The 17,726-nt window shown below is 72.1% G+C and carries 17 protein-coding genes, 1 tRNA gene and 1 pseudogene; 14 read left to right on the top strand and 5 right to left on the bottom strand.

Annotated elements, in window-relative coordinates; genetic code table 11:
* Positions 1-18 precede the first annotated feature (18 nt).
* The 5 genes and pseudogenes from TOK_RS06715 to TOK_RS33835 all read left to right on the top strand — a co-directional run bounded on the left by TOK_RS06715 (position 19) and on the right by TOK_RS33835 (position 3,554).
* Positions 19-1,047, top strand: coding sequence for an NAD(P)-dependent alcohol dehydrogenase (locus TOK_RS06715; RefSeq protein WP_098956926.1), 1,029 nt, complete (start codon positions 19-21; stop codon positions 1,045-1,047).
* A 53-nt stretch (positions 1,048-1,100) separates the two neighbouring features.
* Entirely contained in the window at positions 1,101-2,165 is a 1,065-nt protein-coding gene (locus tag TOK_RS06710; protein WP_098956925.1) for an amidohydrolase family protein, read from the top strand.
* Complete coding sequence (locus tag TOK_RS06705; protein ID WP_098956924.1) at positions 2,162-2,875, top strand: iron-sulfur cluster assembly protein; 714 nt, start codon at positions 2,162-2,164, stop codon at positions 2,873-2,875. Before TOK_RS06710 ends, TOK_RS06705 begins: the two co-directional genes overlap by 4 nt.
* 186 nt (positions 2,876-3,061) lie before the next feature.
* A pseudogene (locus TOK_RS33840) lies at positions 3,062-3,322 on the top strand (haloacid dehalogenase type II); the annotation flags it as partial.
* A 64-nt stretch (positions 3,323-3,386) separates the two neighbouring features.
* Positions 3,387-3,554 (top strand): hypothetical protein, encoded by a 168-nt coding sequence (locus TOK_RS33835; RefSeq protein ID WP_253258225.1) that lies wholly within the window; start codon positions 3,387-3,389, stop codon positions 3,552-3,554.
* Between the two features lie 307 nt (positions 3,555-3,861).
* Here the strand turns inward: TOK_RS33835 and TOK_RS06695 are convergent, their stop codons facing one another.
* Both TOK_RS06695 and TOK_RS06690 read right to left on the bottom strand, forming a co-directional pair.
* Positions 3,862-4,590 (bottom strand): bifunctional 2-polyprenyl-6-hydroxyphenol methylase/3-demethylubiquinol 3-O-methyltransferase UbiG, encoded by a 729-nt coding sequence (locus tag TOK_RS06695; RefSeq protein ID WP_098956923.1) that lies wholly within the window; start codon positions 4,588-4,590, stop codon positions 3,862-3,864.
* Between the two features lie 10 nt (positions 4,591-4,600).
* Positions 4,601-5,701: a 5-methyltetrahydropteroyltriglutamate--homocysteine S-methyltransferase gene (locus TOK_RS06690; protein ID WP_098956922.1), complete on the bottom strand. Its 1,101-nt coding sequence runs from the start codon at positions 5,699-5,701 to the stop codon at positions 4,601-4,603.
* A 70-nt stretch (positions 5,702-5,771) separates the two neighbouring features.
* On the opposite strand from TOK_RS06690, the gene TOK_RS06685 reads away from it, so the two are divergent.
* The gene (locus TOK_RS06685) at positions 5,772-6,626 is read left to right on the top strand and encodes an LLM class F420-dependent oxidoreductase (protein ID WP_216361876.1); all 855 of its coding nucleotides are present in this window, start codon (positions 5,772-5,774) and stop codon (positions 6,624-6,626) included.
* A 10-nt stretch (positions 6,627-6,636) separates the two neighbouring features.
* Here TOK_RS06685 and TOK_RS06680 read toward each other — a convergent pair whose 3' ends face one another.
* The gene (locus tag TOK_RS06680; RefSeq protein WP_098956920.1) at positions 6,637-7,425 is read right to left on the bottom strand and encodes an IclR family transcriptional regulator; all 789 of its coding nucleotides are present in this window, start codon (positions 7,423-7,425) and stop codon (positions 6,637-6,639) included.
* 51 nt (positions 7,426-7,476) lie between these two features.
* The gene (locus TOK_RS06675) at positions 7,477-8,037 is read right to left on the bottom strand and encodes a carboxymuconolactone decarboxylase family protein (protein WP_098956919.1); all 561 of its coding nucleotides are present in this window, start codon (positions 8,035-8,037) and stop codon (positions 7,477-7,479) included.
* 126 nt (positions 8,038-8,163) lie between these two features.
* Here TOK_RS06675 and TOK_RS06670 point away from each other — a divergent pair, with 126 nt between their 5' ends.
* Positions 8,164-8,415: a DUF2630 family protein gene (locus TOK_RS06670; RefSeq protein ID WP_098956918.1), complete on the top strand. Its 252-nt coding sequence runs from the start codon at positions 8,164-8,166 to the stop codon at positions 8,413-8,415.
* Positions 8,416-8,421: 6 nt separating this feature from the next.
* Positions 8,422-9,081, top strand: coding sequence for a uridine kinase (locus tag TOK_RS06665; protein WP_098956917.1), 660 nt, complete (start codon positions 8,422-8,424; stop codon positions 9,079-9,081).
* Here TOK_RS06665 and TOK_RS06660 read toward each other — a convergent pair.
* A tRNA-Leu gene (locus tag TOK_RS06660) sits at positions 9,060-9,145 on the bottom strand. The two genes, TOK_RS06665 and TOK_RS06660, sit on opposite strands and share 22 nt — an antisense overlap.
* A 196-nt stretch (positions 9,146-9,341) precedes the next feature.
* Here TOK_RS06660 and TOK_RS06655 point away from each other — a divergent pair.
* From TOK_RS06655 to TOK_RS35255, 6 genes are all read left to right on the top strand, one after another.
* Positions 9,342-10,559, top strand: a complete 1,218-nt coding sequence (locus TOK_RS06655; RefSeq protein ID WP_305775554.1) for an FhaA domain-containing protein — start codon at positions 9,342-9,344, stop codon at positions 10,557-10,559.
* 57 nt (positions 10,560-10,616) lie between these two features.
* Positions 10,617-11,075, top strand: coding sequence for an FHA domain-containing protein (locus TOK_RS06650; protein ID WP_098956915.1), 459 nt, complete (start codon positions 10,617-10,619; stop codon positions 11,073-11,075).
* Between the two features lie 115 nt (positions 11,076-11,190).
* Positions 11,191-12,576 carry a PP2C family serine/threonine-protein phosphatase gene (locus tag TOK_RS06645; RefSeq protein WP_098956914.1) on the top strand — a complete coding sequence of 462 codons (1,386 nt, stop codon included), beginning with the start codon at positions 11,191-11,193 and terminating at the stop codon, positions 12,574-12,576.
* Entirely contained in the window at positions 12,576-14,042 is a 1,467-nt protein-coding gene (locus tag TOK_RS06640) for an FtsW/RodA/SpoVE family cell cycle protein (RefSeq protein WP_098956913.1), read from the top strand. Before TOK_RS06645 ends, TOK_RS06640 begins: the two co-directional genes overlap by 1 nt.
* Entirely contained in the window at positions 14,039-15,505 is a 1,467-nt protein-coding gene (locus tag TOK_RS06635) for a penicillin-binding protein 2 (RefSeq protein ID WP_098956912.1), read from the top strand. Before TOK_RS06640 ends, TOK_RS06635 begins: the two co-directional genes overlap by 4 nt.
* The gene (locus TOK_RS35255) at positions 15,502-17,676 is read left to right on the top strand and encodes a protein kinase (RefSeq protein ID WP_374754861.1); all 2,175 of its coding nucleotides are present in this window, start codon (positions 15,502-15,504) and stop codon (positions 17,674-17,676) included. Before TOK_RS06635 ends, TOK_RS35255 begins: the two co-directional genes overlap by 4 nt.
* Positions 17,677-17,726 lie beyond the last annotated feature (50 nt).

Genomic DNA, 17,726 nt, shown 5'->3' with positions numbered 1-17,726 from the left:
ACCAAGGGAGGTACGGGTGTGAAGGCCGTCCGGGTGCACGAGTATCACTCCGACCCGAAGATCGACGACATCCCCGAGCCCACGCTGCAGGGCCCCCTCGACGTCATCGTCAAGATCGGTGGCGCCGGCGTCTGCCGCACCGACCTGCACATCATCAACGGCGACTGGGCCGAGGCCCAGAACCCGGAACTGCCCTACGTGATCGGGCACGAGAACGCCGGATGGATCGAGGCGATCGGCGACGGAGTCACCAACGTCGCTGTCGGTGACACCGTCATCCTGCATCCGCAGCCGTCCTGCGGCCTCTGCCTCGCCTGCCGGCGCGGCCGCGACATGCAGTGCGAGAACGCGTTCTTCCCCGGCCTGTCGAACCACGACGGGGGCATGGCCGAGTACCTGCGCACCACCGCTCGCGCCTGCATCAAGCTCGACCCGAGCACCAACCCCGCCGACGTCGCCGCACTGGCCGACGCCGGTATCACCGCCTACCACGCGGTGCGCAAGGCCGTTCCGGACCTCTTCCCCGGCACCACCGCGGTGGTACAGGGCGCAGGCGGCCTCGGTCACATCGCGATCCAGGCGCTGGCGGCGATCACCGGCACGCGGATCGTCGTCGTCGACAAGAACCCCGATGCGCTCGCCCTGGCGAAGCAGATCGGTGCCGACGAGACCGTCCTCGCGGACGGCACGCACATCGACGCCGTCAAGGACCTGACCAACGGCCTCGGCGGCAACGTGGTGTTCGACTTCGTCGCCGAACAGGGCGCCGAGCTCGACGCCTGGCAGATGACCGCCCCCGCCGGGTCGCAGTACGTCCTCGGCTACGGCGGCACCTTCACCGCCCCGACGCTCGACTTCGTCGGCGGCGAGAAGAACGTCATCGGCAACATCGTCGGCACCTACGCCGACCTGAGCGAGCTGATGGTCCTGGCCCAGGCCGGGAAGGTCACGCTCCACACCAAGCAGTACCCCCTCGATGCAGCGCTCGACGCGCTGCACGACCTCGACGCCGGCCGGGTCCGCGGCCGGGCGATCCTCGTCCCGTGAGCTTCTGAACAGCGGTTACCAGCACTGACGCTGAGAGAAAAGGACACCACCACATGTACGAGAAGGATGGCGAGAAGTACTTCATCGTCGACTCCCACAGCCACTTCTGGGATGCGTCGAAGGAGAACTGGGTCGAGGGCGCCGAGCAGTACGCCAAGGGCTGGATCGACTGTTTCTACGGCTACCACCAGCTCGGCCCGCCCGAGACCCACTGGGACTGGGAGCACTACCTCAAGCCCTCCGCGGAGGACTTCGAGCGCGACATGTTCGTCGAGGGTCACGTCGACTACGCGATCTTCCAGTCGACCTACCTGCGCGAGTGGTACAAGGACGGTTTCAACACCGCGGCCCAGAACGCGGCGCTCCTCGAGAAGTGGGGCGAGAAGCTGATCGTCAACGGGCGTTTCGACCCCCGTGACGGCCAGAAGGGCCTCGACGAGTTCGACGCCGACATGGCGAAGTACAACCACAAGGGCATCAAGCTCTACACCGCGGAGTGGAACGGCGACTCCCGCGGCTACAAGCTGACCGACCCCGAGTGCTACAAGTTCCTGCAGCACGCGCAGGACGCCGGCGTCAAGAACGTCCACGTCCACAAGGGCCCGACGATCTGGCCGCTCGACAAGGACGCCTTCGACGTCGCCGACGTCGACCACGCCGCGACCGACTTCCAGGGCCTCAACTTCATCGTCGAGCACGTCGGTCTGCCGCGCATCGAGGACTTCTGCTTCATGGCGGTCCAGGAGCCCAACGTCTACGCCGGCCTGTCCGTCGTCGTCGGTGGCCTCATGCACGCCCGTCCCAAGTTCTTCGCGAAGGTCATGGGCGAGCTGCTGTTCTGGGTCGGCGAGGACAAGATGCTCTTCGGCGGCGACTACAACATCTGGACGCCGAAGTGGCAGGTCGAGGGCCTCGTCGACTGGCAGATGCCCGACGACGACCAGTTCTCCGACTACCCGCGCCTCACCACCGCGTCGAAGAAGAAGATCCTCGGTCTCAACGCCGCCAAGCTCTACGACATCCCGGTCCCCGAGGGCCTGGGCCTGCCCACCGAAGCCGGCGAGAACCTGCAGCCGGGCGAGGAGCTCGTCGAGGGCACGGCAGGTGCGCAGGCATGATCGAAGCCCCCGAGGGGGTCTCGCCCGAGATCTGGGCCGCGTTGGACACGGTGCTCGACCCGGAGCTGGACGAGCCCATCACCGGACTCGACTTCGTCGAGTCGTGCACCGTGACCGCCGCACCCGACGGTGACATCGTCACCGTCGGGCTGCGGTTGCCCACGTTCTTCTGTGCGCCGAACTTCTCGTTCCTGATGGTCGCCGACGCCTACGACGCGGTGTCGGCGGTCCCGGGAGTGGCGCGCGCGGAGGTGACGCTGGTCGACCACCACGCGTCCGCCGAGATCAACGGTGGGGTCGCCGCACACGCGGGCTTCGTCGACACCTTCACCGGCGAGGCCACGGCGGAGCTCGACGAGCTGCGCCACATATTCCTCACGAAGGCCTCCGTCGCCGGTCAGGACCGCCTCGCGCGGCCCCTGGTCGACGCGGGGGCGGGACCCGACGAGTTGGCGAGGACGACACTGGGTGAACTCCCGGAGTCCGACGAGCTGACGCGGCTCCGCCGCCGACGCGAGGGCATCGGACTGCCCTTCGACGACGACGCCCCGCTGCTGATCCATGCGGACGGCAGCCGGCTCACCCCGGAACAGGTGCCGCTGCACCTGCGCCGGGCCCGGCTGCAGCGGGTCGGTATCGAGACCAACGGCGAGTACTGCAAGAGCCTGCTGGCTCTCCGGTACGCACCCGGGGCGGCCACCGCGCCCTGAGGGTGACGAGGAACGGCCCCGGCCATCACAGCCGGGGCCGTTTCGCGTGCGCGATCCGAGCGTAGGTACCGAGGTCGGCGCGCTGCTTGGCGGGTCGGCGTCCGCGTTGCCGGGGGTGCGGCGACCGGACAACCTGCGTGACGACGGTGCAGAGCGCGACGGTCGCGCATCGGAACGGTCCTCGACGTGCTGCACCGCGAATCCCTCGACGAGCTGCTCGCCGAGCGCGCCCCCGCCCCCTCCGAGGAGGTCCGGACGGCGCTGGTGCTGGCGTGGCACCGGCTCGACCCGTGGCCCGACGTCGTCGAGGGCCTGACCCGGCTCACGGAGCGGTTCACGATCGGCCCGATGTCCAACGGCAACGTCGCACTGCTCGTCGACATGGCCAAGCGCGCCGGCCTGCCGTGGGACGTCATCCTGGGCGCCGAGGTGGCCCGGCACTACAAGCCCGACCCGGGCGCCTACGACTCCGCGCCCGCCCTGCTGGGCCTGCGCCCGGAGCAGGTGGGGGATGGTGGCCGCACACGTCGACGACCTGGCCGCCGCCCGCACCCGCGGCCTGACGACGTTCTATGTGCACCGTCCCCACGAGTACGGCGGCCTGTTCGTCCCACCGGCGACGGACCCGGCCGCCGCGCTGACGGTGTCGTCGTTCAAAGACCTCGCCGACCGCCTGTGACCGAACGCGTCCAAGCGAACGCGAACGGCGCCGACGCACTGACGACCGAGCGGCCGTCTCCAGGTGTCGGACCCCGCCGGACGACGAGCTGCCCGTCGTCCGCCTTCACGTCGAGTCCCCCTCGGGCACGATCTCATTGAGCCGAGCGGCGAGAGCCTCAGCCAGATCACGGGACGACACCACAACTCAGTCACGCAGAGGTCGAACGCTCCATCGAACAGGTGCCACGTCCACGATTCTCGGGCGAGCTCACACCGAGCCCTGCCCCGGTCATCTCGAACATCGCCCGGGGAAGGCTGCTCGCCACTCAACGAGGGCGTGCCGTCAGCACCCGGAACAGGTTGTCCAGGACGTAGGAGCCGTCGGGCCGGCGGAAGCGGGCCATGCCGTCGAGGATCGCGGTGCGGACGCCGCCGGGACCGCCGCGGCGGGCGGCGGTGCGGCCCAGCCCCGAACCGAGGACCGGTCCGACGAGCTCGTCCTCGTCGTCGTAGCGGAAGGGGCACACGACCTCGTCGACGGAGGAGACCGTGAGGCCGGCCATGCCGACGATCTTCTCCAGCCGGTCGGGCTCGGTGAGCGGGGGCGGCCCGCCGGGGGCCGGCCGGCGAGGGGGCAGCAGGCCGGCGAGGGACTCGCCGATCAGCCGGATGTCGCACTCCGACTCGCGTCCCCACACGGTGACGACGACGGTCCCCGACGACCGGACGACCCGCGCGGCCTCGCGCAACGCCGCGAGCGGGTTCGCGACATGGGTGACCAGCTGGACGAGGGCGACGGCGTCGTAGGAGGAGTCGGGCTGCGCCAGCGACTGGGCGTCGCCGACGGCGAAGACGCCTTCGGGGACGCGGCGGGCGGCGACGGCGACGGCGGAGGCGTCGGCGTCGACGCCCCGCACCGCGTGACCCCGGTCGACGGCAGTGCGCGCGAACTCCCCTGCGCCGCAACCGACGTCGAGCACCGTCGCCCCGGCGGGCAGGGCGTCGAGCACCCGCGCGTACAACGGCGTTCCCCAGCCCTGCGGTCCGTCCGACATGCCCCGAAACCTAGCCCCAGACGTCGCGGGCCACGTCGACGATCAGCCGCAGCTTCGCGACCTGCTCGTCCCGGGTCAGGGAGTTGCCCTCGACGGTCGAGGAGAACCCGCACTGCGGCGAGAGGCAGAGCTGGTCGAGCGGGACGTACTTCGCGGCCTCGTCGATGCGGCGTTTGAGGTCGTCGGGGTTCTCCAGCGCGCCGCGTTTGGTGGTGACGAGCCCCAGTACGACGCGCTTGCCGGGCGGGACGAAGCGCAGCGGCTCGAACCCGCCGGAGCGTTCGTCGTCGAACTCGCAGAAGAAGCCGTCGACGTCGAGCTCGCCGAACAGGGCCTCGGCGACGAAGTCGTAGCCGCCCTCGGCGGCCCAGCTGGAGCGGTAGTTGCCGCGGCACATGTGGGTGGTGATCCGCATGCCGTCGGGACGGTCGGCGACGGCGGTGTTGATCTGGCGGATGTAGCGCAGGTGGTCGGCGTCGCCGTGGGCTTCGCGCTGGGCGGGGTCGTTGAGGTAGGCGAGGCTGGTGTCGTCGAGCTGCAGGTAGCGGCAGCCCAGCTCGCCGATCGCGGCGATCTCGGCGGCGTAGGCGGCGGAGAGGTCGGCCCAGAACTCGTCGACGTCGGGGTAGACGTCTCTGTCGATCGCCGCGGTCCCGCCGCGGTAGTGGACCATGCTCGGCGAGGGGATCGTCAGCTTCGCGGTGGCGGTGGTGGTGAGGCCGGCGAGGAAGCGGAAGTCGTCGGCGAAGATCGGCTCGTCGAGGCGGATCTTCCCGTCGATCGCCAGCCCGGCCGAGGTGAACGCGTTCTCGCCCTCGGCGTTGACCATCCGGACGCGGATGCGTTCGTCGGTCGGGGAGACGCCGCCGAGGCGGTGGATGAAGTCCATGTGCCAGGAGGTCCGGCGGAACTCGCCGTCGGTGGCGGTGCGCAGGCCGAGGTTCTCCTGCATGGCGACGACGTCACGGATGGCGTCGTCCTCGACGGCGCGCAGCCCGGCGGCGTCGAGGGTGCCTGCGGTGTGCCGGTCACGGGCCGCGAGAAGGGCGGGCGGCCGGAGCAGGCTCCCGACGTGGTCCGCGCGGAAGGGAGGCTCTGACAGCGACGTCATGGCCCTGACGCTAGTGCCGACGGGCGGTTCGGTACTGCGGCTGCTTCCGTTGGGTGGAAGGCTCGCGCGTGTGGACACCGGCGTCGTCATCTTCCTCACCGACTACGGGATCGACCCCCTCGACCTGGCGCGGGCCGTCGAGGAGCGGGGTTTCGAGTCGCTGTTCCTGACCGAGCACACGCACATCCCGACGTCGCGGGAGTCGCCGTGGCCGGGTGGCGGGGAGCTGCCGGAGCGGTACTCCCACACCTATGACCCGTTCGTCGCGATCGGCGCGATGGCCGCGGTGACGCAGCGGATCGTGCTGGGGACGGCCGTGTCGCTGGTGAACCAGCACAACCCGATCAACCTGGCGAAGCAGGTGGCCAGCGTCGACCGGATCGCGGGTGGGCGCTTCGAGCTCGGTGTCGGGCCGGGGTGGAACAAGGAGGAGATGGCCAACCACGGCGTCGACCCCCGCACCCGGACCGCGCGGATGCTGGAGACGATCGAGGCGATGACGACGATCTGGACGGCCGACGAGGCCGAGTACCACGGGAGGTTCGTGGACTTCGACCCGATCTGGTCGTGGCCGAAGCCGACGCGGGTGCCGCCGGTCCTGATCGGGGGCGGCGGACCGACGGTGCTCGACCGGGTGCTGTCGCACGGCGGTGGCTGGGTGCCGTTGCGGGTGCCGGTCGACGGGCTGGCGCAGTTCGGTGAGCGGGTCGACGAGCTGCAGCGTCGCGCCGCCGACGCGGGCCGCGGACACATCCCGGTGTCGATGTACGGGGCCGCACGCAGGCCGGAGGCGATCGAGACCTACCGGGAGGCAGGCGTCGACCGGATCCTGTTCGAGCTGACCGACCGGAGCGGCCCCGGGGCCCGCGACGCCGTGCTCGCGGAGCTCGACGAGCTGGGCACGCTGGCGGACCGCGCGCGCTGACCTAGCCCGCTCAGGGCGCGTGCGCGGCGCCCGGCGCCACCATCAGGGCCCGCGACGCACGCACCGCGGCGACCCGGACGGCGTCTTCCAGGTCCCAGCGCCGCGACGCGAAGTCCGACCGCGCGACGACGACGCCGATCGCGGAGGCCGTGTCGCCGCCGGGCCCGCGGACCGGCACGGCGACACCGGCGACGCCGCGCTCGTGCTCCTCGACCTCCACGGCGGCCCCCGCCGACCGCACCCGCATCAGCTCGCGGTCCAGCGCCCTGCGCTCCGAGAGCGTCCGGCGGGTGCTGCGGCCCAGCCCGCTGTGCGCGACGACGACGGTCAGCCGCCCCGGGTCGAGGCCCGCGAGCAGGACCTTGCCGCCCGCGGTGGCGTGCGCCGGCACCGGCTCCCCCACGCGCAGGCCCGGTCCGGGATGGGCACCGCAGTGCTCGACGTGGGAGACGACGACGTCGACGTCGCGGAACGTCACCAGGTAGGCGGCGGCGCGAGCCTCGGAGTGCAGCTCCTGCAGGATCGCGACCACCGCCGGGGACGGCGCGACCTGCGCCGCGAGGACCCGGTGCAGGGCCGAGACCCGGTAGCCCAGCCCGTATCCGCGCACGTCCTGCATGCGGACGAGGTAGCCCTCCTCGACCAGCGTCGCGAGCACCCGGTAGATCGTGGGCAGCGGGCTGCCGAGCCGGCGCGCGATCGCCTTGGCCGTCACCCCGTCGCCGGCGGCGGCCACGGCGTCGACCACCCGCAGGGCGCGCAGCACGGAGCTCCCTGCGCTCGCCTCCTCACGTGCCACGGCTGACAGTCTCGAACAGACGGGCGGCGTCCGCATTGCGCCGATCGGGGGTCACCCGACCCGGAAGACCCGCATCTGCAGTGCGAGCGTCGCGTAATAGCCGACGAGCGTCGTCAGCTCGAACAGTCCCGGCTCGCCCAAGGCGCCGGTCGCGGCGGCGTACGCGGCGTCGTCGAGGTCGCCATCGACGGCCAGCGCCCGCGCGGTGGTGAGCAGGACGGCCTCGCGGTCGTCGCCGAGCTCGGGGCCGGATCCGTCGCGCAGGGCGGCGAGCTCGTCGTCGGTGAGCCCGGCGGCCCGGCCGGCTGCCTCGTGGGCGCGTTGCTCGAAGGCCGACCGCCAGTGCGTGGCGACGACCAGGATCGCCATCTCGCGCTCCCGGCCGGACAGGCCACCGCGGAACCGGATGCCGGCGCCGAGGTTCTGCAGCGCGTCTCCGATGCCGGGGGCGCGCAGCATCGCGTCGAAGGGGCCGCGCAGGGCGCCGTCGTCGTCGGTGATGGGCGCGGCGTTGCCGGTGCCCGGTCCGCGGCGGGACCCGACGATGCGGTCGTACAGGTCACGCTGTTCGTCGTCCATGTCGGCGGGCCGCAGCCCGGTCAGACGGGACACACTCTCTCCCTACGCCGGTGGTGGTCGGCCCAGCATCGCCGACGCCGCCCGCGGCCGGGCGCGCCTATCGTGTTCCCGGATGCCCGGGCGCGAGCCGCCCGGCGCCCACCGACGAGAGGACCGGTCGTGAGCCAGGACCCCGATGCCCCGCTGCGTCACCAGATCACCGAGCTCGTCGAGGAGGAGCACCGGCTCGAACGCGCGCACGTCGGCAAGGCGCTCGACGGCGACGAGAAGTCCCGCCTCGACGCGCTGGGCGTCGAGCTGGACCGGTTGTGGGACCTGTTGCGCCAGCGGGACGCCCGCCGCCGCGCCGGACAGGACGTCGACGGGGCCGAGGAACGGTCGGCGCGGGTCGTCGAGGGCTACCAGCAGTAGGGACCGATGAGCGCCGCGATCACCCCGACGACCCGCGACGCTCTCGCCGCGCGGATCGCCGAATCCGTGCTGAACCGGACAGGGCGGGTACGGCTCGTCGTCGACGGCCCACCGCCCACAGATCCGCTCGGCCTCGCCGGGCTGGCCGCGGACGTGCTGCGCGCCGCCGGACGGCCCCCGTTGGTCGTCGACACCGACGACTGGTTGCGGCCCGCGTCGGTGCGGCTGGAGTACGGCCGGACCGACCCGGACACCTACCTCGACGGCCGGCTCGACGAGGACGCCCTGCGCCGTGAGCTGCTCGACCCCGCCGGCCCGACCGGGTCGGGCCGGGTGCTGCGCCGGTTCCACGACGCCGCACGCGGCCGTGCCTTCCGCGACGGCTACATGGAGCTGACCGACGGGGCGGTCGTCCTGGTGGCCGGCACGTTGCTGCTGGGCCGCGGGCTGCCGTTCGACATAGCCGTCCACCTGCGGATGTCGGCGGCGGCACTGCGGCGGCGGCTGCCCGCTGGTCTGGAGTGGACGGTGAGCGCACACGAGCGCTACGAGACGGAACGGTACCCCGCCGAGGACGCAGATCTCGTGGTGCTCTCGGATCATCCGGAGCGGCCCGCGATACGCGGAGATGTGCAGGTGGATCGTGGTGGGCGAGGAGGGAGTTGAACCCTCACGTCCTTTCGGACACACGGACCTGAACCGTGCGCGTCTGCCATTCCGCCACTCGCCCGAGCGACGTGGAGAAAGCTAGCACGCACCGTCCCGCGCCCCTGCACGGGGTACCCGGACGATCACGCCCGGCACGCCCACGCCGTCGATCACGGAGCTGATCACGGAGCGGTCACGAGGCCGCGCCACACCGCGGCGGTAGCACAGTTACGATCGGCCTCACATCGAACACGCCGATGCGATCGGAGGAACAGCGGTTGGGCCGCGTCGAGCGATTCGAACGCCGTCTTCAAGGGATGGTGGGCGATGCGTTCGCGCGGGTCTTCGGAGGCAGTGTCGTCCCGCAAGAGGTCGCACAGGCACTGCTGAGGGAAGCCGAGGACAACATCGAGCAGCTCGCGGGAGGGCGTCGCCTCACGCCCAACCGGTACGTCGTGCTGCTCGGGCCGTCGGATCTCGAACGCATGGCCGGCGACGAAGGCCGAATAGAGGAATCGCTGTCCGGCTACGTCACCGCACAACTCGCCGACCAGGGATGGGACACCTACGGCGACGTCGTAGTCTTGCTGGAGCGCTCCGAGGCGCTGCACACGGGACAGTTCCGCACCCGCTCGTCAGTGGACCCCGACGCTTCCCGTCGACCCACCCGGGCACGCATCGCAGGAGAAGCACCCATGAGCCAGCAACCGGGCCACCCCGAGGAGAACGGGCAGTACGGCTACGACCGGGCCGCCCCCGGCTACGGCCAGCAGACCTACGCTCCCCCACAAGGCCAGGACCAGCGCGGAGGCCGTGAGAACTACGGCCAGTACGACCAGCAGCAGGGCGGCTACGACCAGGGTTACGGCCAGCAGGGCGGCTACGACCAGGGCTACCAGCAGGGCGGCCAGCAGCAGGGCTACGGCCAGCAGCAGGGCGGGTACGACCAGGGCTACGGCCAGCAGCCCCAGCAGGGCGGCTACCAGCAGGGTGGCTACGACCAGGGCTACCAGCAGGGCGGCCAGCAGCAGGGTGGCTACGACCAGGGCTACCAGCAGGGCGGCTACCAGCAGGGCGGCGGGTACGACCAGGGCTACGGTCAGCAGCCCCAGCAGGGCGGCTACGACCAGGGCTACCAGCAGCAGGGCTACCAGCAGGGTGGCTACGACCAGGGCTACGGCCAGCAGGGCTACGGCGGCTACCAGGCGCTGCAGGCGTCGCTGAGCCTCGAGGACGGCTCGGGTCGCAACTACCAGCTGACCGAGGGCACCCACGTCATCGGTCGCGGGCAGGAGTCCCACTTCCGGCTCCCCGACACGGGCGTCTCCCGCCGGCATCTGGAGATCAGCTGGGACGGCCAGGCCGCCACGCTGTCCGACCTGGGGTCGACCAACGGCACCACGGTCAACGGCAGCCCGGTCCAGAGCTGCCAGCTCTCCGACGGCGACATGATCCGGGTCGGCCACTCGAGCCTGGTCTTCCGAGCGCACGGCTGAGTCGTTCCGCGCCGGTGACGGCGCGGAACGAACGGAACAGAGCGGAGACCACGGCACGTGCCCGAGTTGGTGCTGCAGCTGACCAGGGCGGGTTTCCTGGCCCTTCTCTGGCTGTTCGTGCTGTTCGCGATGCGCATCGTGCGGTCGGACCTGTACGCGGCGTCGGGTCTTCGGGCGATCATGCCCGGTGGGTCCCGCGCCGCGCGGCGTTCGGGGCGCGGCCGGGTCGCACGGCAACTGCTGGTCACGCAGGGGCCGCTCGCCGGGAGCCGGATCACGCTGGACTCCCGGCCGATCCTCATCGGCCGGGCAGACGACTCCACCCTCAAGCTCGACGACGACTACGCCTCGACGCGCCACGCGCGCATCGCTCCCCAGGGCGAGGACTGGTACGTCGAAGACCTCGGGTCGACGAACGGCACATACCTGGACCGGGCTAAGGTCACCGGACCCACCCGGGTTCCCCTGGGGGTGCCGGTCCGCATCGGCAAGACGGTGATCGAGTTGCGCTCATGAGGGCACAGTCGCATGCCGAGCCGGGCGTACCGGGCCGTTCCCGCGAGACCTGCGTGCCGGACCGAGAACGTCGCCGCGCGTGGGGTCGAGCCGATGGTGCCGACGGAGTCGAACGATGACCCTGGTCCTGCGCTACTCGGCCCGCAGCGACCGCGGGCTGGTCAGGCAGAACAACCAGGACGCGGTCTACGCGGGCCCCCGCCTGCTCGCGCTGGCCGACGGCATGGGCGGCCATGCGGCCGGTGAGGTCGCGTCGTCGCTGGTCATCTCGGCGCTCGCCCCGCTCGACGAGGACGACCCCGGCAACGACCTGCTCGGCCGGCTCAGGGACGCCACGTTCGAGGGCAACGCCGCCATCACCCGGCACGTCGCCGACGCCCCCGATCTCGAGGGTATGGGCACGACGCTGACCGCGATCCTGTTCGCCGGCTCCCGGCTCGGGATGGTGCACGTCGGCGACTCGCGCTGCTACCAGCTGCGTGGCGGCGAGTTCAGCCAGATCACCAAGGACGACACGTTCGTCCAGTCGCTGATCGACGAGGGCCGCATCACCGAGGAAGAGGCCCACACGCATCCGCAGCGGTCCCTGCTGCTGCGGGCGATCACCGGCCAGGACGTCGACCCGTCGCTGACGATGCGCGAGGCCCGCGCGGGCGACCGCTACCTGCTGTGCTCCGACGGCCTGTCCGGCCCCGTCAGCGACGAGACGCTCGCGCAGACGCTGGCCGACTACCAGGACCCCCGCGAGTGCGCCGACCGGCTCATCGACCTCGCGCTGCGCGGCGGCGGGCCCGACAACATCACCTGCATCGTGGCCGACGTGGTCGACGTCGACTACGGCGAGGTCGCGCCCATCGTCGGCGGCGCCGCGGGCGACGGCAGCGACGACGACCGGCCCGGACCCGACACCTCGGCGGGCCGCGCGTCGGCGACGACGCTGCCCCGCACCGCGCCCCGCCGCACGGAGGCCGCGCCGGTCCCGGAACCGAAGAAGCGGCGCAAGGGGCTGATCATCGGGCTCGCGGCCGCCGTCGTCGTCATCGTCGCCGGGGTGCTGCTCGGCGGCATGTGGGTCATGCAGCAGTACTACGTCGCCGCGTCGGCCGACCGCGTCGTCATCTACCAGGGCGTCCACGGCAACGCGCTCGGGATCCCGCTGCAGCGCGTCGAGCAGCAGACCGACATCGCGCTCGCCGACCTGCCCGAGGACTACCGCAACCGGGTGCAGGACGGGATCGTCTCCTCCGACGGGCTCGCCGGCGCCCAGGGCACCGTGCAGAAGCTCCGGGACAACCGGCTGCCGGTCTGCGCACCGCCCACCCCGGTGACGACGCAGCCCCCCGTCCCCAACGGTGACCCCGCCCAGCCGGGAGCCACCGGGGCACCGACCACCGCCGCGCAGCCCCCGGGTCAGGTGACCGCGCCCGACGCGCAGGTCCCCGACACCACGCTGCAGACCGAAACGCCCGTGCCGGGGCTGACCTGCCGGCCGGGGAACTGATGGCGGCGCCCCCACAGGTACAGGGCAGGAACCCTGCTCCGACGCTCCCCACCGGGCGCGGGATCGAGCTGTTGCTGCTGGCGTTCGCCGCAGTGATCGTCACCGGCGCGCTGGTGATCGTCGAGGCCAACCAGGAGCAGGAGCTCACGACCACGCTGCTCTGGCTGGGCCTGGCCTACCTCGGGCTCTTCGCCGGCGCACACTTCGCGGTCCGCCGCTGGGCGCCGTACGCCGACCCGCTGATCCTCCCGTCGGTCGCGCTGCTCAACGGGCTCGGCCTGGTCATGATCCACCGCCTCGATCTCGCCGACGCCGCGCGCGCCGAGCAGCTCGGCAACGACGCACCGGCGTCACTCGTGCTGCGGCAGGTCGCCTGGACGGCGATCGGGCTGGCGCTGTTCGTCGTCGTGCTGTGGCGGGTGTCCGACCACCGGATGCTGTCGCGGTTCGGCTACACGGCGGGGTTCGCCGGGATCATCCTGCTGGCGCTGCCGGGCGTGCTGCCGTCGTCGATCTCCGAGGTCAACGGCGCGAAGCTGTGGATCCGGTTCGGTGGGGTCGGCATCCAACCCGGTGAGTTCGCCAAGATCCTGCTGATCATCTTCTTCTCGGCGTTCCTCGTGCAGAAGCGCGAGCTGTTCTCCACCGCCGGGCGGCGCTTCCTCGGCCTGGAGTTCCCCCGCGCCCGCGACCTCGCCCCGCTCGTGGTGGCGTGGGGGCTGTCGGTCGGCGTCCTCGTCTTCGAACGCGACCTCGGCACGTCGCTGCTGTTCTTCGGCGTGCTGCTGATCCTGATGTACGCGGCGACCGAGCGCGTGTCGTGGATGATCGTCGGCCTGCTGTTCTTCGTCGGCGGCGCCGTGCTGGCCTACCACCTGTTCGGTCACGTGCGGGTCCGCGTGCAGATCTGGCTCGACCCGTTCTCCGACTTCCAGGGCGGCGGCTACCAGCTCGGCCAGGCCCTGTTCGGGCTCGGGACGGGCGGGGTCGGTGGTACCGGTCTGGGCGCAGGCCGGCCCGACCTCGTGCCGTTCGCCGAGAGCGACTTCATCTGGTCGTCCCTCGGTGAGGAGCTCGGCCTCATCGGGCTGGCCGCGATCCTGCTCGTCTACCTCGTGCTCATCACCCGCGGCCTGCGCAGCGCGCTCGCGGTGCGTGACAGCTTCGGCAAGCTGCTCGCGACCGGGCTGTCCTACGCGATGGCCCTGCAGATCTTCGTCGTCATCGGCGGCGTCACCAAGCTCATCCCGCTGACGGGCCTCACGCTGCCGTTCCTGTCCTACGGCGGATCGTCGCTCGTCGCGAACTACGCGCTGGTCGCGATGCTGCTGCGCATCTCCAACGCCGCGCGCGCCCCGCTCCCCCGGCGCCCGTCGGTGCCGCAGCCGCCGATCGCGCAGGCCGCGACCGAGCTGGTCGAGCGGCCCGAGCTGTCCCCGGACGAGGCCCGCGGGGCGCAGACGTGAACAACCCCGTCCGCAAGATCGCCGTCTCCGTGATGGTCATGATCCTGCTGCTGTTCGCGAACCTGACCTACGTGCAGGTCGTGAAGGCCGACGACTACCGCACCGACTCCCGCAACCAGCGCACCGCCTACGCCGAGTACTCCCGCCAGCGCGGGCAGATCACCGCCGACGGCAAGGTCCTCGCCCAGAGCGTCGCCACCGACGACCGGCTGCGCTACCAGCGCCAGTACCCGGGCGGGCCGGCGTTCGCGTCGGTGACGGGCTACCTGTCGCTGTCGTTCGGCCGCACCGGCATCGAGGGCGCCGCCGACTCCGTCCTCAACGGCACCGACGACCGGCTGTTCGTCCGGCGGCTGTCCGACCTGATCACCGGCCGGGACCCGCGCGGCGGCAACGTGTCGCTCACGATCCTGCCGACGGTCCAGCAGGTCGCCTACGACCAGCTGACGCAGAAGGGCTACGCCGGCTCGGTCGTCGCGCTGCAGCCGCAGACCGGCGAGATCCTCGCGATGGTCTCCACGCCGGCGTTCGACCCGAACCTCCTCGCCAGCCACAACGACAAGACCGTCCAGGACGCCTGGAACGCCGACAACGCCGCCCAGCCGCAGGTGCTGCTGAACCGGGCGATCAGCGTGCCCCAGCCGCCCGGCTCCACGTTCAAGGTCGTCGACACCGCGGCCGCGCTTCAGAACGGGTCCACCCCCGACACGCTCCTCACCGCCCAGGGGGACAGGTTCCTCCTCGACGACGGCGTGACGACGATGGACAACTACAACAAGACGCAGTGCGGGACGGGCACCACGACGACGCTGCGCGACGCCTTCGCCCGCTCCTGCAACACGGCGTTCGCAGACCTCGTGCGGAGCGTCGGCGTCGACGGGCTGCGCAAGCAGGCCGAGGCGTTCGGGATCGGCCAGTCCGGCCTCGCGGTCCCCATGAAGGTCACGCCGTCCACGATCGGCAACATCACGAGTGTGACCGCCCTGCAGCAGTCGGCGATCGGCCAGAAGGACGTCAAGCTGACGCCGCTGCAGAACGCGATGGTCGTGTCCGCCGTCGCCAACGGCGGCCAGCTGATGGCGCCCTACCTGATCAAGGAGATCCAGGGGCCGGAGCTCGACACGGTGGACACCACCGAACCGGACAGGATCGGTCAAGCCGTACCCGCGGGCGTGGCTGCGACGTTGACCGACTTGATGATCGGCTCCGAGAACCGCACCCAGGGCGGCGGCAAGATCGCCGGCATCCAGATCGCGTCCAAGACCGGCACGGCCGAGCTGAACAGCAAGGCCGACTTCCCGCTCACCTGGTACGTGGCGTTCGCCCCGGCCGAGAAGCCGACCGTCGCCATCGCGGTCCTGGTCGAGGACGGCGGCGACCTGGGCCTGGAGGCCACCGGCGGGTCGATCGCCGCGCCGATCGGCCGGGCCGTCATCGCCGAGGCACTCAAGGCGGGCCGGTGACGACACTCGCCCCCGGCCTGCACATCGCCGACCGCTACCGCCTCGACCGGCGCATCGCCGTCGGCGGCATGGGTGAGGTGTGGGAGGCCTCCGACACCCGCCTCGACCGGGCCGTCGCCGTCAAGGTGCTGCGCCCCGAGCTGTCCGGCGACGAGGAGTTCCTGCACCGCTTCCGCATCGAGGCCCGCACCGTGGCCTCCCTCGACCACTCGGGGATCGCGCTCGTCCACGACTACGGCGAGGACGACGCCACGATGGGCGACCGGCGCACCGCCTACCTCGTGATGGAGCTCGTCCGCGGCGAGCCGCTGTCCAGCCGGATCAGCCGTGGCCGGATGGACGCCGACGAGACCCTCGAGATCCTCGAGCACGCCGCCTGGGCGCTGGAGGCCGCGCACCAGCGCGGGTTCGTCCATCGCGACGTCAAGCCCGGCAACATCCTCCTGCGCGAGGACGGCGTCGTGAAGCTCACCGACTTCGGCATCGCCAAGGCCGCCAACGCCGTCCCGGTCACGCGGTCCGGGATGGTCATGGGCACGGCCCACTACATCGCGCCGGAGCAGGCCAGCGGCGGCGAGGCGGGTCCGGCGGGCGACGTCTACTCCCTGGGCATCGTCGGCTACGAGTGCCTGGCGGGAAAGCGTCCGTTCCGGGCCGAGAACCCCGTGGTCGTGGCGATGATGCAGGTCCGCGACGCACCGCCCCCGCTGCCCGAGGACGTCCCGGAGAACGTCCGCATGCTGATCGAGGCGGTGCTGGTCAAGGACCCGATGCACCGCTACCGCGACGGCGCCGAGCTGGCCAGGGCGATCGCCGCGGTCCGCCGGGGCGAGCCGATTCCGCGGCCGTCCCGGATGCCCGACGACGTCGAGCTGCCCGGCGCCTCGCTGCTGCCGCGTGGGTCCGGGTCCCGCTCCGCGGACGAGACCGCCCCCGAGGCCGAACGCTGCCGCCGGCGCGTCCTCGGTGCCGTGTCGGCGGCCCGCCGCAGCGACTCCCGTACCGACGCCCCGGCCGGGCGTCGCGCCGGCGACGAGAGCGTCGGCGGTCGGCGGGCACGCATCCGGGGGCGGGCCGCGCACCGCGCCGAGGACGCATCCGTGAGCCCCGGAGCCGGACCGGCCGCGGTCCCGCGCGACATCCCGGAGACACCCTCGGTGCCTGCCGCCGCGGCGCCCGCGGACAGTGGGACACGCGCGCCGTCGTGGCCGTCGCACCCCGTCACCGACGACCGTGCCGCACCCGAGTCGCCCGCCGTCGCGGCTCAGCCGGCCGTGTCGCGGCCGACATCTGTCCCGTCCACTGTGTCGCGGCCGACACCTGTCCCGCCCACTGTGTCGCGGCCGACACCTGTCCCGCCCACACCCGTTCCGCCGGCGCCGCCCGCACCGGTGCCGCACGAGGCGCCGCCGACCGGATCGCACGCGCTGATCCCGCCGGGCACCCCGCCACCGGGCGCGTGGCACGACCCCGCGCCGCGGCGTCGCGGCACACCCGTCGACGGTCCCCGGCACGCCGCGTCCCACGCGTTCCCCGGTTCGCTCCCGCCCGGCTCCCTCGCTCCCGTGTCGTCCCCGTCGTCGCCCGGGTCCCCGTCGTCGCCCGGATCCCCGTCGTCGCCCGGGTCCCCGTCGTCCCCGGTGCCTCCCGCACCCGGCTTCCCGTCGGGCCCGGGTTCGGTGCCGGAGCTGCCGCCCGCCTCGTCGGTGGAGACGACCGTCGAGACGACGGCGACGTCGGCCAGAATCCTCGCCACCGGCCCGGTGGCGACACCGGACCGACCCGCGGGCGCCCAGGGCGGCGCGCACCGGCTGTCCGACGACCGGCAGGCACCCGAGCTGCTCGACAACGGGGACGGGGACCTCGTCCTCGACAAGATGGACCCGCCCGACACGCCGCCGCGGGCCGCAGGTTCGGAGCCCGTGTCGCTCACGCCGTCGTCGCGGTCGCGCAGCACGGCGCTGATCGTGTTGTTCGTCGTGCTCGCGGTGGCGGCGGTCCTCGTGACGTTGCTGCTCCTGCTGCCGCGGCTCATGGGGTCGACCGGCGCGATGTCCGAGCCGTCCGGGTTCGGCCCGGGTAGCGTGTCCCGCCAGGAGGGCGTCGCGATGGGTCGGGCGGCGCTTCGGGTCGGCGGGACCGGGGACCATGACACGGAGACTGTCCGGTGAGCCCCGGGAACACGCTGTCCGGCGACCGCGCGCAGTGCTCGCGGCCCGAC

It is taken from the genome of Pseudonocardia sp. N23, from assembly GCF_002583555.1.
Classification (GTDB): domain Bacteria; phylum Actinomycetota; class Actinomycetes; order Mycobacteriales; family Pseudonocardiaceae; genus Pseudonocardia.
Note: the sequence above shows the minus strand (reverse complement) of the source record. Positions and strands in the feature narration are given on the sequence as shown.